A 13507-nucleotide genomic window follows, 5' to 3' on the forward strand; every position below is an offset into this window, starting at 1 on the left:
CCTATGGCGCGCCGTCGCGACGAGGGAGCGGGATATTGCGCAAGCTGGGCCTGATCGGGGGGATGAGCTGGGTCTCGACCCGCGATTACTACGAACTGATTAACCGCGGCGTGCAGCGCAAGGTTTCACCCGAGGCCAGCGCGCCCTTGCTTATCGAAAGCCTCGACTTCGCCGATCTGCGCCGGATCGCGGATGACAGCGGTTGGGATCACGCGGGCGACGTGCTGTCGGCCAGCGCCCGGCGCCTGGCCGATGCGGGCGCTGGCGCCCTGCTGATCTGCGCGAATTCGATGCACAAAGTTTACGACCGCGTGGCCGAGGCGGCCGGCGTGCCGGTGCTGCACATTGCCGACTGCGTAGGGCGCGAGATGAAGGCCGCCAAGATCGAAAGCGCGGCCTTGATCGGCACCCGAAACGTCATGACCGAAAGCTTCTACCGCCGACGGCTGGTCGCGCACGGGGTCGACCTGCTGCCGCCCGACATGGATGCCGTGCCGGAGATCGACCGGATCATCTACGAGGAGCTGATGCTCGGCAAGGCGACCCGGTCCGCCGAGCGCGCGCTCAAGACCTGGATCACCCATAAGGAACAGGACGGCGCCGACGCGATCGTGCTCGCCTGCACCGAACTGGCGATGATCGTGGATGTGGACGCCAACGTGCTGCCGGTTTTCGATTCCACGCGGGCACACGCGCGGGCGGCGGTTGATTGGATCACATCAGCCAGCTAACGCTACGGAATCAAGGCATAACACGGTCTGGCGGGTCGCACCCGGCCGGCCACCCTTACGGGCCGCGCATCTTTCGCGATGTGCGGCCCGATTTATTGGGCAAGGCTCCGGTGTTCCGGACCTGTTCCCGTTGCCCCGCGGACTCGCGCTGCCTATCCCCCGATGGCCGATGACGCTCGCTCCCTTCGCCGCCGATCCCGCCGCGGGCCGTGGCCGCGAGTTTCCCGAGACCCGCGCCGGCGCGCGCGGGCCACGCAGCGAATTCCAGCGCGATCGCGACCGGATCATCCACTCGATCGCCTTTCGTCGCATGCGATCCAAAACGCAGGTGTTCATCGCGCCCGACGGCGACCATTACCGCACGCGCCTGACCCATAGCCTGGAAGTGGCGCAGATCGGGCGGGTGATCGCCCGCGCGCTCGGCCTCGACGAGGACCTGACCGAAGCCCTGTGCCTGGCGCACGACATCGGCCACCCGCCGTTCGGGCACGCCGGGGAGGAAGCGCTCGAGGCCGCGATGGCCCAGCGCGGCGGATTCGACCACAACGCCCACACGCTGCGCGTCCTGATGCGGCTCGAGAGCCCCTATTGCGAGCATGTCGGGCTCAACCTGTCGTGGGACGTTCTCGAAGGGCTGGCCAAGCACAACGGTCCGCTCGTGGCGCCCAATTGGGCATTGGCCGAACTCGACGCCGCTTTCCCGCTCGATCTGGGGGCCTGGCCGAGCGTCGAGGCGCAAGTGGCCGCCATTGCCGACGACATCGCCTACGACAACCATGACATCGACGATGGTCTGCGCGCCGGATTCCTGTTGCTCGACGACCTGCTCGAACTGCAGCCGCTGGCCGACCAGTACCGCGCGATCGAGGCCCGCTACCCCGATGCCAGCGTCGACCAGCGCCTGCGCGAATTGATCCGCAGCCGGATCGGCCTGATGGTCAACGACGTGATCGAGACCACCCGCGCCAAAGTGGAGGGCTTGCGCAGCGTCGGCGAAGTGCGGGCGTTCCAGGGACCGCTGGCGGCGTTCTCAGCGGCAATGGCCGAAGAAGAGCGCGTGTTGAAACGCTTCATGTACGAGCGATTGTACTATCATCCGGACCAGCTTCAGGCCGCTGGCCGGGCGCAGGATATCGTCTCCCGCCTGTTCGCCGCCTACGACCAGGATCCGGCGACGCTGCCCGAAGGCTGGCGCGCGGCGCTTCCCCCGAGCGAGCCCGATCGCAGCCGCCATCTCGCCGACTTCATCGCGGGAATGACCGACCGCTTCGCGATCGACCAGTGCACCCGCATCTTCGGGCGCGCGCCGGAAGGCCTGCGCAATGTCTGAGCCGGTCCGCATCGCGCTGGTTGGTGCAACCGGGCTGATCGGCGGCGAGCTCATGCGCCTGTGCGTCGGGCGCTCCGACGTGCGCCTGGTGGCGGTCGCCCGCCGCGAGGCTCCGATGCCGCCGGGCGCCCGAATGGAGATGTTCGTCGCCGAGCCCGACAAGTGGGGCGAAGTGTTCGAGGCGGTCAAGCCGAATGCCCTCGTCTGCGCGCTGGGCACGACATGGAAGAAGGCGGGCCGCGACGAGGCGGCGTTCCGCGCCGTCGACCAGGAACTGGTGCTGGCGACCGCGAGCGCGGCCAAGGAGCAGGGGATCTCCAACCTCGTGGCGGTCAGCTCGGCGGGTGCGGATGCGCGGTCGAAGACGCTTTACCTGCGGGTGAAGGGAGAGGTCGAGCGCGAGCTGCAGGCTATGAAGTTCAAGCGGCTCGATATCCTGCGCCCAGGGCTGCTCAAGGGGCCACGCAGCAACGACCGCCGCGTGGGCGAGCGGCTGGCGATCCTGGCGAGCCCGTTGATGGACGCCTTCTTGCAGGGCCGCTTTGAGGCTTATCGTTCGATCAGCGCCGAGCTTGTCGCGAAGGCCGCGCTCGCGCTTGCCATGCGCAAGGCTGCGGGGCGCTTCGTGCACGACAACGCCGCGATCCTGCGCGCCGCGGCCAGCCTTTCGTACCTGCATGCGGACGACGGTGCACACTAAGATGTGACAGACACATTTCGATGTGATATGCGAGTCGCATGAGCACCATCGAACGCGTTCGCGATCTCGTTTCCGGCAACCGCATGAGCCGTACCGCGCTCGCTCGCGCCGCCGGCCTTCATGCCAATTCCCTGCGCGATTGCCTCGAACCGCGCTGGAACCCGACCGCCGACACGCTCGGGAAGCTCGAACAGTTCCTGTCGGCGAACGACGAGCGGCCGGTGATCGTCTCGGCCGAGGAGATCATCGACGAGGCGCGCAACGGCCGCATGTTCATCCTGGTCGACGACGAGGACCGCGAGAATGAGGGCGACCTCATCATCCCCGCGCAGATGGCGACGCCCAACGCGATCAACTTCATGGCGCGGCATGGCCGGGGACTCATCTGCCTGGCGCTGACCAAGCACCGGGTCGACCAGCTCGGGCTCGACTTGATGAGCCGCAACAACCGCACGCGGCACGAGACCGCCTTCACTACCTCGATCGAGGCGCGCGAGGGGGTTTCGACCGGCATCTCGGCGGCCGACCGGGCGCGCACCGTGTCGGTAGCGATCGATGGCACCAAAACTCGCGACGACATCGTCACGCCCGGCCACGTCTTCCCGCTGGTCGCTCGCGACGGTGGGGTGCTGGTGCGTGCCGGGCATACCGAAGCGGCGGTAGACATTTCGCGGCTTGCCGGGCTCAATCCCTCGGGCGTGATCTGCGAGATCATGAACGAGGACGGCAGCATGGCCCGCCTCGGCGACCTCGTCCGCTTCGCCCGGCTACACGACCTCAAGATCGGCACGATCCGCGATCTCATCGCCTATCGCCGCAAGCACGACCACCTGATCGAGCGCCGCGCCGAGCGCCGCTTTGCGAGCCGCTGGGGCGGCGAGTGGCAGGCGGTGGCGTTCTACAACAAGGCTACCGGCGAAGAGACGCTTGCGCTGGTCAAGGGCGCGGTAAACCCGGACCGTCCGACCTTGGTGCGGATGCACAGCCTCTCGCTGTTCCCCGACGTGTTCTCGGAGGAGAACAAGCGTGGCGGGATGGTCGAGCGGGCGATGGAGATCATCGGCGAGGAGGGGGCGGGGGTGATCGTGCTGATCAACCGGCCCACTTCGGATTACGTCAGCTCCTCGATCCGCATGGGCGAGCTCGGCGAGAAGAGCGAGACGGTGCTGCCGAGCACCGAGCAGCGCGATTACGGCGGCGGCGCCCAGATTCTCGCCGAGCTGGGGGTGCACGACATGGTGTTGCTGACCAACACCGAGCATTCGCTTGTGGCGCTCGAAGGCTACGGCCTCAGCATCGTCGGCCAGCGGCCACTCGACTAGAAGCCATCGCAGGCGAGGGCATCGATCGCCGCCTGCAGTATCACCGCTGCCGCGTGGGCGTCGATGCGCTCCTTGCGCTTGGCGCGGCTCATGTCCTGCTCGATCAGCGAGCGTTCCGCGCTGACGGTTGACCAGCGTTCGTCCCACAGCAGGACGGGAAGCGCGAGCGCCTCCGCCAGGTTGCGGGCATAGGCACGGCTCGCCTGCGCGCGCGGTCCTTCGCTGCCGTCCATGTTGCGCGGCAGGCCGATGACGACGCCCCTCACCGCGCGCTCGCGGGCGAGCGCGGCCAGCGACTCGCGGTCGCGGCCGAACTTGCCGCGCTCGAGCGTCTTGCCGGCGGTCGCGAAGCGCCAGCCCGCATCGCACAAGGCGGTGCCGATGGTCTTGGTGCCGAGGTCGAGCGCGAGCAGCACGCCGCCTTCGGGCAGCGCGGCGGCGAATTCCCGCGCTTCGGAGGTGATCAGCGTTGCGGCGCCCATGCCGCGACCCGGCGCGCGACGTCGGCCCTGAGGTTCGCCCAGAACAGCGGGATGTCGTAGACGTGGTAGTTGTTGCCCGGCAGCACAGCGCTGCCCATTTCGGGCGGGTCGCCGATCAACAACAGGCCTTGCGCGTCGCAGCGTGCCGGCACCGAGACACGGACCAGTTCGCCGTTGTCGAGGCCGTCGTTGGGCACGAGCGTGCCGAGGTTTGCCTCTGCCGGTGCGCTGCCGCCGATCCCGCCGGTGAGCGGGTTGGTGCACAGGATCGCGCTGGTCCCGCGCGGCTTGCCGTCGAAGCCCACCGAAGCGCTGTAGGTTTCCATCAGGGCGCTGGTGTCGGCCGGCTCGGCATAGCTCGACCAGCTCATCAGGCAGCCCGGTTGATCCGGCGTTGCGCAGGCCGGCAGGCCGAGCGCCGGCAGGTCGTGCTCGACCGAAACCGGCCAGCCCACGGCATAGACCGCCGCCACCCGCTCCGCGAGCGGCTTGCCCGCCACTTCCTCGCGCAGCAGCCGCAAAAGGTGCAGCGAGCCCTGGCTGTGACCGGCGAGCACGATCGGATCGTCGGGATCGACGCTGGCGAGGAACACCCGGAACGCGTTGCGCACGTCGCCGTAAGCGGCGTCGATCGCCTTCTTGGCCGAAACGCTCTCGGTCAGGAACGAACCGAAGGTCGCCTGGCGATAGCGCGGCGCCCAGATCTCGCTCGCCTGGTTGAACGGGCTGGCCATGCCCTTAATGTAGATCTTGGCCACCCGGTTGGCCTCCGCGTCGTCGAGCGGCGCGTTCCAGGTATCGCGGTCGAGGAAGCTCGTCGGATGGACGAAGAACACCGCGAAATCGCGCGGCTTCTCGCCCTCCGACACCGGTACGCCCCGGTCGAGATAGGCCGGCTGCCAGCGCGATGGGTCGGCCGCCCCCATCCCGGGGCGCGAGAGCCACATGGCCGGGTCCTGGTAGGCATTGTCCGCCAGCGGCGACTGCTCGACGAATTCACCCTTCGGTACGAAGGCGAATTGGGTCAGTTCCTTCGACCAGATGTTCAGCACGAACGCGCCGGCGATAACCAGGAACACCAGGAACGCGACGAAGTAGAGGAACTTGCGCGCCATCAGGCAGTCGCCGGTTCCGCGGAGGCATCCTCCTCGTCGCTGTCGAGATGATGCACGCGCCGTTCGAGCGCGACCTTGATCATCGCCAGCATGGGATCGGCGAATGTCAGCCCGAGGATTCCGAAAAGGGTGCCCATCACCAACTGGAATCCCAGCACAAGCGCCGGCGCCAGATCGACCGTCTTCTTGGCGATCAGAGGCACCAGCACGTAGCCGTCAAATGTCTGCACGCCGAAATAGATCGCGATGGTCCACAGGCCCATCTCGGTCCCCCCCGAAAAGCCGACCAGAACCATCAACCCGCCCGCGATAAGCGCGCCGATGTTGGGAATGAACGCGAGAACGCCGGTGATCAGTCCCAGCAGAGCCGCCATCGGCACGCCCACCAGCGTGAGCGCGACGTAAGTGAAGACTCCTTCCGCGAACATGCCGACGATCCGCCCAAACAGCAGCCGGCGCATATTGAAGGCCATATGGCCCAGCGTATCGGAAAGCTGGGTGCGGCTGTCCTCCGGCACCATCCACGACAGCCCCCGCTCGTAAGGACGGGGGTCGACCGCGAGATAGATGCCGATGATCACGATCAGCAGCAGCGTGGTCAGCGCGCCGAAGACCCCGCCGATCGCTCGAGTGACCGAGCCCACTCCTGTGAACAGGCTGCCCGCCACCTTCTCGATATCGCCTTCGCCGATGGCAAGGCCCTGCTCGCGCAGGAACGCTACGGCGCGTCCGAACTGCGTGGTCACCAACTCGGGGAATACGGCCGCCTGCTCCGCGATCTGGGTGCCCGCGAATTGGATAAGCCACACAGTGAACGCAGTCGCTAGAAGCAGCACGATCGAGACCCGCCAGATGCGGCCTATCGGCAGAACTCGGCCAAGCAGCCGCTGGCCCCCGTCGATCATCGCTGCGAATACCAGTGCTCCGAAGACCACCAGCAGCGTCTGCGCGAGATAAACCGCCAGAACCGCGAGCCCGATCACCCCGACCCAAACGATCGCCCGGCGTGCTTCGTAGCGCAGCTTGGGGCTGGTGATCTGGGTCGGGCTGGCGCCGACAGCCTCCTCGGGCCGTTCGACGATCTTCGGCTCAGTCACGCGCGGCGCTCTGGTTCGCGATCGCCGGCCGGAGCGTCGTCCACGCCCGCCCACCCCGAAGGGAGCTCCACCAGGTGGCCGGGTTGAAGGTCGTCGTCCCGTCGAGCGAGAAAGTGATGAATTCCGCGCGGCCGCCGACGTTGGCGAGGGGGACCGGCCCGCCGAGGCCGCTTTCCCAGGTTTCGGCCCGGCTGTCGGCCGAATGGTCGCGGTTGTCGCCCATCAGGAACACGTGATCGGCCGGCACGAGCGTCTCGGGCATGTCGTCGAGCGCCTGCTGGCGGTGATCGATCACCCGGTAGGTCGCGCCGTTCGGCAGCGTCTCGCGCAGCGCGGGGACTTCGTAGTAGTCCTTCCCGTCGGGAGCGCGGACGCGGAAACCTTCAAAATAGTCGAGGCAAGGCGCGCCGGTGCAGAGCTGGGCATCGACCGGGATGCGGATGTCAGGCTCGACCCGCTGCGCCACCGGCTTGCCGTTGAGCACGATCTGGCCGTTCACCACCGCGATGCGGTCGCCGGGGAGAGCGACGACGCGTTTGATGTAGTCCTCGTCGCGGTTGGGCGGCACGGCGATCACGATGTCGCCGTACTGGGGGGTCGCCGGCCACACCCGCCAGTCGCCCCGCGGCAGCACGTGGAACGAGGCGGAGACCCAGCTCCACCCATAGGGATACTTCGACACCACCAGCCGGTCGCCGACCATCAGGTTCGGCACCATCGAGGTGGAAGGGATGTAGAACGGCTTGGCGACCAGGCTGTGGAACGCCAGCACCGCCAGCAGCATCAGCGCTAGACCGCGCATCTCGGCGAGCCAGTCGACCTTTTCGCGCTTCTTTTCCGGTTTGCTCAAGGTGTTGCTCAGGCTGTTCATTGGGGGAGGGCCTCGATCACGACGAAGGCCTGCGCCCATGGATGATCGTCGGTTAGAGTGAGATGAATGCGTGCGTCATGGCCGGACGGCACCAATTCGGCAAGCCGCAAGGCGGCCCCGCCGGTCAGCGCGAGGGTGGGCGCGCCCGACGCGGCATTCACCACGCCGATGTCCTTGTGGAACACCCCGCGGCGGAAGCCGGTGCCGACCGCCTTGGCGAACGCCTCCTTCGCGGCCCAGCGCTTGGCGAAAGTGCCGACGCGGGTGAAGGGGCGCTTGGCCGCCTTGGCGCGTTCGATTTCGGTGAAGCAACGCACCTCGAACTTCTCGCCCCACCGCTCGAGCGAGTTGGCGATGCGGTCCATGTTCGTGAGGTCGGAACCGAGGCCGATGATCACTGCGCCGACCTCATCGAGCGGTGTCCATCAACTCGCGCATCTGGCGCACCGCGGCTTCGAGCCCGACGAACACCGCCTCGCCGACGAGGTAGTGGCCGATGTTGAGCTCGGCGAGCTGCGGGATGGCCGCGATCGGCTGCACGTTATCGTAGGTGAGGCCGTGGCCCGCGTGCGGCTCGATGCCGTTCTTGGCGGCGAGCGCCGCCATGTCGGCGATGCGCTTCAGCTCGCTCGCCACCCGCTCGCCGGTCGCATGGGCGTATTCGCCGGTATGGAACTCGACCACCGGGGCGCCGAGACGCAGCGCGGCTTCGAGCTGTCGTTCGCTCGCCTCAATGAACAGACTGACGCGGATGCCGGCATCGGCCAGCCGCGACACTACGGGCGCGAGATGGTTGTGCTGGCCGGCGGCATCGAGCCCGCCTTCGGTGGTGCGCTCCTCGCGCTTCTCGGGCACGATGCAGGCGGCGTGCGGCTTGTGGCGCAGCGCGATGGCCAGCATTTCCTCCGTGGCTGCCATCTCAAGATTGAGCGGCAAGTCAGTCGCCGCCTGAATGCGCGCGAGATCCTCGTCGCGGATGTGGCGGCGGTCTTCGCGCAAGTGGGCGGTGATCCCGTCGCCTCCGCAGCGGGCGACGATCTCGGCCGCGCGGACCGGATCGGGGTGGTCGCCGCCGCGCGCGTTGCGGATCGTCGCGACGTGATCGATGTTGACGCCGAGACGGAGACGCGCGCTCAAGCCTTGCGGCTCCCCGGCTTGGTCACCGGAACGGCCGCGAGCTCGGGCGGCAGCTCGTCCTCTGGATAGCTCGGGAAATGAATGTCGATCAGCGGGTAGAACGGCACCCCGAGATCGGCGATCCCGCTGGAGCGGTCGACCAGCGCCGCCTCGGCGATCACCTCGCCGCCTTCGCGGTGTACCGCCGCGATCGCCTCGCGGCTGGAGAGGCCGGTGGTGACGACGTCTTCGACCATCAGTACTTTCGCGCCCGGATCGAGCCGGAACCCGCGGCGCAGCTCGAACGTGCCCTCGGGCCGCTCGAGGAACAGCGCGTCCTTCTCCAGCACGCGGCCCATCTCGTGGCCGATGATGAGGCCGCCCATCGCCGGGCTAACCACCACGTCGATGCTCGCCCGCAGGTCACGCGGCAGCTTCTGCGCGAGCGCGAGCGCCAGGCGCCCCGCGCGTTCCGGATTCATCAGCACTCGCGCGCATTGCAGGTAGTGGGCGCTGTGGCGCCCGCTCGACAGCTTGAAATGCCCTTCGAGCAGGGCTTCGCAGCTACGGAATTCGTGCAGCACTTCCTCGTCGGTCATCGGCGGGTCGATAGCCTTTGGAACAGGGCGGACAGGGCGGGGAAAAATCTCCCTAGAAGCGCTTGAGGCATGGCACAAGCGCGCGTATAGGCCCGCCCAAACCCGCGCCCGGCGGGGCGCTTTCGTTCACTCAGGGGGGCGAAATCCGCGGGGCAGAACAAGGCAAAGACGGAAAGCTTCGCACCGATGATCCTCGGCAAATCGACGACCCGCATTCTCGCCCCGCTGTGGGCCGCGCTGCTGTTGGCGCTGGCGCCGCAAGGCGCGCTCGCGCAAGCGGCTACCGCTGCCCCGCCGAGCGATCGGGTGGCGGCGACCGAAGCGGCGCCGGCCGCCGAGGCAACCGGCGCGCCGGCCGCCGGCGCGACCGACGACAAGGTGGATGCCTCGAGCGAGACCGTCGCCCAGGGGGCCTCGGCCTACAAGCCGCTCGGACCGGAATGGATCAAGGGCCAGCCGACCCCCGGCGGGCTCGATGTGCAGACGCAGTATTCGCCGATCGGCCAGCAGGCTTTCGGCTTCCATACCGCACTCCTTTGGATCATGGGCATCATCAGCCTCTTCGTGCTGGGGCTGATGCTTTACGTGATGGTCCGCTTCCGCCGCTCGGCGCACCCGGTGCCGACCCGCACCACGCACAACACCATGATCGAAGTTGTGTGGACGCTGCTGCCGGTGCTGATTCTCGTCGGCATCGCCATTCCCTCGATCAGCCTGCTTTCGGCGCAGTACAAGGAACCGCCGAAGGACGCGCTGACGATTAAGGCGACCGGCTACCAGTGGTACTGGGGCTATACTTATCCCGACAATGGCGGGTTCGAGGTGATCTCGAACATGCTGCCGGAAGACGAGGCCGAGCGCCGCGGCGAGCCGGGCCAGCTCGGCGTCGACAACCGCATGGTTGTGCCGGCGGGCGAATGGCTGCGCATCCAGACCACCGCCGCCGACGTGATCCACGCCTTCGCGGTGCCGAGCCTGTGGTTCAAGCTCGACGCGGTCCCGGGCCGGCTCAACGAAAAGCGCCTGATGATCAAGGAGCCGGGCATCTATTACGGCCAGTGCTCGGAGCTCTGCGGCGCCAAGCATGCCTATATGCCGATCGCCATCGAGGCGCTGCCGCGGCCCCAGTTCGAAGCATGGGTTCGCGCGCAGGGCGGCACGGTCGGCAAGCCGGAAGTCCCGAACACGCCGGCGGTAGCCCCGCTGCAGCAGCCCGAAAGCGGCGCGCAGCAACCCACGGGCGCGAACCCCGATCGCGGCCAGCAGCCGGTCGCCGGCGCCTCGCCGGCTCCGGCCGGCAACGCGGCACCCGCCGCCGCCGCTGACATCAACTGAATTCCAGCGTAGAGACCCGAACATGGCCACCACCGCCGCACCCAGCCACTTCCAGGCGCACGACGATGCCCACGGGCACCACGACGCGGACCACAAGCCGGGGTTCTTCGCCCGCTGGTTCATGTCGACGAACCACAAGGACATCGGCACGCTCTATTTGATCTTCGCGATCTTCGCGGGGATCATCGGCGGCGCGATCTCGGGTGTGATGCGCGCCGAGCTCGCCGAGCCGGGCATCCAGGTGCTGGGCCAGTGGGTCGCCTTGATGGGCGGGGCCGAAAGCTTCGAAGCCAACCTTCACGCATGGAACGTGCTGATCACCGCGCACGGGCTGATCATGGTGTTCTTCATGGTCATGCCGGCGATGATCGGCGGCTTCGGCAACTGGTTCGTGCCGCTGATGATCGGCGCACCGGACATGGCGTTCCCGCGCATGAACAACATCTCGTTCTGGCTGACGGTCGCCGGCTTCACCTCGCTGTGCATCTCGCTGTTCGTCCCGGGCGACGCGACCGGCAACGGCGCGGGCACGGGCTGGACGGTCTACGCGCCGCTTTCGACCAGTGGTTCGCCGGGCCCGGCGACGGACTTCGCGATCTTCTCGCTCCACCTCGCGGGTGCGGCGTCGATCATGGGCGCGATCAACTTCATCACCACGATTTTCAACATGCGCGCGCCGGGCATGACCCTGCACAAGATGCCGCTGTTCGTGTGGTCGATCCTGGTGACGGCGTTCCTGTTGCTATTGGCGCTGCCTGTGCTCGCCGCCGCGATCACCATGCTGATCACCGACCGCAACTTCGAGACGACGTTCTTCGCGGCCGATGGCGGCGGCGACCCGATCCTCTACCAGCACCTGTTCTGGTTCTTCGGCCACCCCGAAGTGTACATCATGATCCTGCCGGGCTTCGGCATGATCAGCCAGATCGTCGCCACCTTCAGCCGCAAGCCGGTGTTCGGCTATCTCGGCATGGCCTACGCGATGGTCGCCATCGGCGTGGTCGGGTTCATCGTCTGGGCGCACCACATGTACACCGTGGGCCTCGACGTGAACACGAAGATGTATTTCACGGCGGCGACGATGGTCATCGCGGTGCCCACCGGCGTGAAGATCTTCAGCTGGATCGCCACGATGTGGGGCGGATCGATCGAGTACAAGAGCCCGATGGTCTGGGCGCTCGGCATGATCTTCCTGTTCACCGTCGGCGGCGTCACCGGCGTCTATCTCGCCAACGGCGGCATCGACGACGTGGTGCACGACACGTACTTCGTCGTCGCGCACTTCCACTATGTGCTGTCGATGGGCGCGGTGTTCAGCCTGTTCGCGGGCTTCTACTACTGGTTCCCCAAGATCAGCGGGAAGATGCACTCCGAGCTGCTGGCCCACCTGCACTTTTGGGGCTTCTTCATCGGCGTGAACGTAATCTTCTTCCCGCAGCACTTCCTCGGGCTCAACGGCATGCCGCGCCGCTACCCCGACTATGTCGACGCCTACACCTACTGGAACGAGGTCAGCTCGATCGGTTACATGATCATGGCCGGCTCGATGATCTTCTTCTTCGTCAACGTGATCTACGCGCTGGCGGCGGGCAAAAAGGCGCCCGCGAACTACTGGGGCGAAGGCGCGACGACGCTCGAGTGGACGCTCTCGAGCCCGCCGCCGTATCACCAATTCGAAACGCTGCCGGTGATCGAGGACGACCACGATTACCACAATCACCTGCCGAAGGGCGGCACGCCGGCCACGGCCTGAGCCCTCCGCGCACGATAGCTACCAGGCGGCCGGTCCCTCCAAGGGCCGGCCGTTTGCTTTGGAGGACCGACGATGCCCGAAATGCGCCTGATCGATACTGGCGAAGCCACCCTGCGGTGCGCCGTCAAGGGAACCGGGCCGCTGGTGGTCTTCGTCCACGGATTTCCCGAAAGCTGGTACTCCTGGCGCCACCAGCTCGGCCCGGTCGCCGCTGCCGGCTACACCGCCTGCGCGATCGACGTGCGCGGATACGGCGGTTCGGACAAGCCGCTCGAGGTTGCGGACTACACGTTGGAGAAGATCGCGGGCGACCTCATCGGATTGGCCGACGCGTTGCAGCCCGATGCGTCGGTCATCCTGGTGGGGCACGATTGGGGCGCGCCGATCGTGTGGAATACCGCGCTCACCAATCCCGAGCGCGTGTCGGCGGTGGCCGGCCTGTCGGTGCCGTTCGCGGGCGTGCCGAGCCGCCCGTTCACCGATGTCTTCCGCGAGCACTTCACCAGCAAGGGCAAGTTCTTTTACCAGGAGTATTTCCAGGAACCGGGCGTCGCCGAGGCCGAAGCGGAGGCCGACCCCGAGCACTTCGTGCACCGCATGATGTATTCAATCTCGGGCGACGTCGCGCCCGGCGCCTATTGGGACAAGCCGCTCGGCGCGAAGTTCCTCGACGGGCTACCCGATCCGCAGCCGGTGGCCTGGCTCACCACCGAGGACATCCAGTTCTACGGCCGCGAATTCAGCCAGAGCGGTTTTCGCGGGCCCCTCAACCGCTACCGCAATCACGAGCGCGACTACGAGTGGCTGCAGGGCTGGAAGGGCAAAGTCATCGAACAGCCCTGCCTGTTCATCGGCGGCGACCGCGATCCCGCGACCACCCTGTTCGGCGCGGTCGCCGACCCGGTCGCCATGATGCGCATGTTCGCGCCCAAGGTCGAAGGACACGTGCTCGAAGGCGTGGGCCACTGGACCCAGCAGGAGCAGCCCGAGGTGGTCAACAGACTGCTGCTGGATTGGTTGGGCAGGTTGTGAAGCGCCCGGCTCGGGTGGGCGGAA

Annotated in this window: 14 protein-coding genes; 7 read left to right on the forward strand and 7 right to left on the reverse strand. The window is 67.1% G+C overall.

The window, feature by feature from the left end; all coding sequences use genetic code 11:
• The first annotated feature begins 35 nt into the window (after window positions 1–35).
• The 4 genes from ACWPM1_RS05525 to ribB all read left to right on the forward strand — a co-directional run bounded on the left by ACWPM1_RS05525 (window position 36) and on the right by ribB (window position 4083).
• Window positions 36–731 carry an aspartate/glutamate racemase family protein gene (locus tag ACWPM1_RS05525; RefSeq protein ID WP_455693833.1) on the forward strand — a complete coding sequence of 232 codons (696 nt, stop codon included), beginning with the start codon at window positions 36–38 and terminating at the stop codon, window positions 729–731.
• A 169-nt stretch (window positions 732–900) separates the two neighbouring features.
• Window positions 901–2061 (forward strand): deoxyguanosinetriphosphate triphosphohydrolase, encoded by a 1161-nt coding sequence (locus ACWPM1_RS05530; RefSeq protein WP_455693834.1) that lies wholly within the window; start codon window positions 901–903, stop codon window positions 2059–2061.
• A complete protein-coding gene (locus ACWPM1_RS05535) occupies window positions 2054–2761 on the forward strand; it encodes an NAD(P)H-binding protein (RefSeq protein WP_455693835.1) in 708 nt (235 codons plus the stop codon). Before ACWPM1_RS05530 ends, ACWPM1_RS05535 begins: the two co-directional genes overlap by 8 nt.
• Before the next feature lie 38 nt (window positions 2762–2799).
• The gene (ribB, locus tag ACWPM1_RS05540) at window positions 2800–4083 is read left to right on the forward strand and encodes a 3,4-dihydroxy-2-butanone-4-phosphate synthase (protein ID WP_455693836.1); all 1284 of its coding nucleotides are present in this window, start codon (window positions 2800–2802) and stop codon (window positions 4081–4083) included.
• Here ribB and ruvX read toward each other — a convergent pair.
• Genes ruvX through pyrE form a run of 7 tightly spaced genes read right to left on the reverse strand, consistent with a single transcriptional unit; the run spans window position 4080 to window position 9363 of the window.
• The gene (gene ruvX, locus ACWPM1_RS05545) at window positions 4080–4565 is read right to left on the reverse strand and encodes a Holliday junction resolvase RuvX (RefSeq protein WP_455693837.1); all 486 of its coding nucleotides are present in this window, start codon (window positions 4563–4565) and stop codon (window positions 4080–4082) included. The genes ribB and ruvX overlap by 4 nt on opposite strands.
• Window positions 4547–5680, reverse strand: a complete 1134-nt coding sequence (locus ACWPM1_RS05550) for a DUF3089 domain-containing protein (RefSeq protein WP_455693838.1) — start codon at window positions 5678–5680, stop codon at window positions 4547–4549. Before ACWPM1_RS05550 ends, ruvX begins: the two co-directional genes overlap by 19 nt.
• Window positions 5680–6777 carry an AI-2E family transporter gene (locus ACWPM1_RS05555; protein ID WP_455693839.1) on the reverse strand — a complete coding sequence of 366 codons (1098 nt, stop codon included), beginning with the start codon at window positions 6775–6777 and terminating at the stop codon, window positions 5680–5682. The genes ACWPM1_RS05550 and ACWPM1_RS05555 overlap by 1 nt, the downstream gene beginning before the upstream one ends.
• Entirely contained in the window at window positions 6770–7648 is an 879-nt protein-coding gene (gene lepB / locus ACWPM1_RS05560) for a signal peptidase I (RefSeq protein WP_455693840.1), read from the reverse strand. The genes ACWPM1_RS05555 and lepB overlap by 8 nt, the downstream gene beginning before the upstream one ends.
• Entirely contained in the window at window positions 7645–8046 is a 402-nt protein-coding gene (acpS, locus tag ACWPM1_RS05565) for a holo-ACP synthase (protein ID WP_455693841.1), read from the reverse strand. The genes lepB and acpS overlap by 4 nt, the downstream gene beginning before the upstream one ends.
• Before the next feature lie 10 nt (window positions 8047–8056).
• Complete coding sequence (locus tag ACWPM1_RS05570) at window positions 8057–8785, reverse strand: pyridoxine 5'-phosphate synthase (protein WP_455693842.1); 729 nt, start codon at window positions 8783–8785, stop codon at window positions 8057–8059.
• The gene (gene pyrE, locus ACWPM1_RS05575; protein WP_455693843.1) at window positions 8782–9363 is read right to left on the reverse strand and encodes an orotate phosphoribosyltransferase; all 582 of its coding nucleotides are present in this window, start codon (window positions 9361–9363) and stop codon (window positions 8782–8784) included. The genes ACWPM1_RS05570 and pyrE overlap by 4 nt, the downstream gene beginning before the upstream one ends.
• A 186-nt stretch (window positions 9364–9549) precedes the next feature.
• Here pyrE and coxB point away from each other — a divergent pair, with 186 nt between their 5' ends.
• The 3 genes from coxB to ACWPM1_RS05590 all read left to right on the forward strand — a co-directional run bounded on the left by coxB (window position 9550) and on the right by ACWPM1_RS05590 (window position 13483).
• Entirely contained in the window at window positions 9550–10698 is a 1149-nt protein-coding gene (gene coxB / locus ACWPM1_RS05580) for a cytochrome c oxidase subunit II (RefSeq protein WP_455693844.1), read from the forward strand.
• Between the two features lie 22 nt (window positions 10699–10720).
• On the forward strand, window positions 10721–12451 hold the full coding sequence (ctaD, locus tag ACWPM1_RS05585; RefSeq protein ID WP_455693845.1) for a cytochrome c oxidase subunit I: 1731 nt from the start codon (window positions 10721–10723) through the stop codon (window positions 12449–12451).
• A 72-nt stretch (window positions 12452–12523) separates the two neighbouring features.
• Window positions 12524–13483: an alpha/beta fold hydrolase gene (locus ACWPM1_RS05590; RefSeq protein ID WP_455693846.1), complete on the forward strand. Its 960-nt coding sequence runs from the start codon at window positions 12524–12526 to the stop codon at window positions 13481–13483.
• Window positions 13484–13507 lie beyond the last annotated feature (24 nt).

The organism is Tsuneonella sp. HG249 (genome assembly GCF_053819205.1).

What these genes read in the sequence shown, in the direction of transcription:
- ACWPM1_RS05530 (WP_455693834.1), top strand. Translation starts at nt 901, where the DNA reads ATGACGCTCGCTCCCTTCGCCGCCGATCCCGCCGCGGGCCGTGGCCGC.
- ribB (WP_455693836.1), top strand. Translation starts at nt 2,800, where the DNA reads ATGAGCACCATCGAACGCGTTCGCGATCTCGTTTCCGGCAACCGCATG.
- lepB (WP_455693840.1), bottom strand. Translation starts at nt 7,648, where the DNA reads ATGAACAGCCTGAGCAACACCTTGAGCAAACCGGAAAAGAAGCGCGAA.
- ruvX (WP_455693837.1), bottom strand. Translation starts at nt 4,565, where the DNA reads ATGGGCGCCGCAACGCTGATCACCTCCGAAGCGCGGGAATTCGCCGCC.
- ctaD (WP_455693845.1), top strand. Translation starts at nt 10,721, where the DNA reads ATGGCCACCACCGCCGCACCCAGCCACTTCCAGGCGCACGACGATGCC.
- coxB (WP_455693844.1), top strand. Translation starts at nt 9,550, where the DNA reads ATGATCCTCGGCAAATCGACGACCCGCATTCTCGCCCCGCTGTGGGCC.
- ACWPM1_RS05590 (WP_455693846.1), top strand. Translation starts at nt 12,524, where the DNA reads ATGCCCGAAATGCGCCTGATCGATACTGGCGAAGCCACCCTGCGGTGC.
- ACWPM1_RS05535 (WP_455693835.1), top strand. Translation starts at nt 2,054, where the DNA reads ATGTCTGAGCCGGTCCGCATCGCGCTGGTTGGTGCAACCGGGCTGATC.
- ACWPM1_RS05550 (WP_455693838.1), bottom strand. Translation starts at nt 5,680, where the DNA reads ATGGCGCGCAAGTTCCTCTACTTCGTCGCGTTCCTGGTGTTCCTGGTT.
- pyrE (WP_455693843.1), bottom strand. Translation starts at nt 9,363, where the DNA reads ATGACCGACGAGGAAGTGCTGCACGAATTCCGTAGCTGCGAAGCCCTG.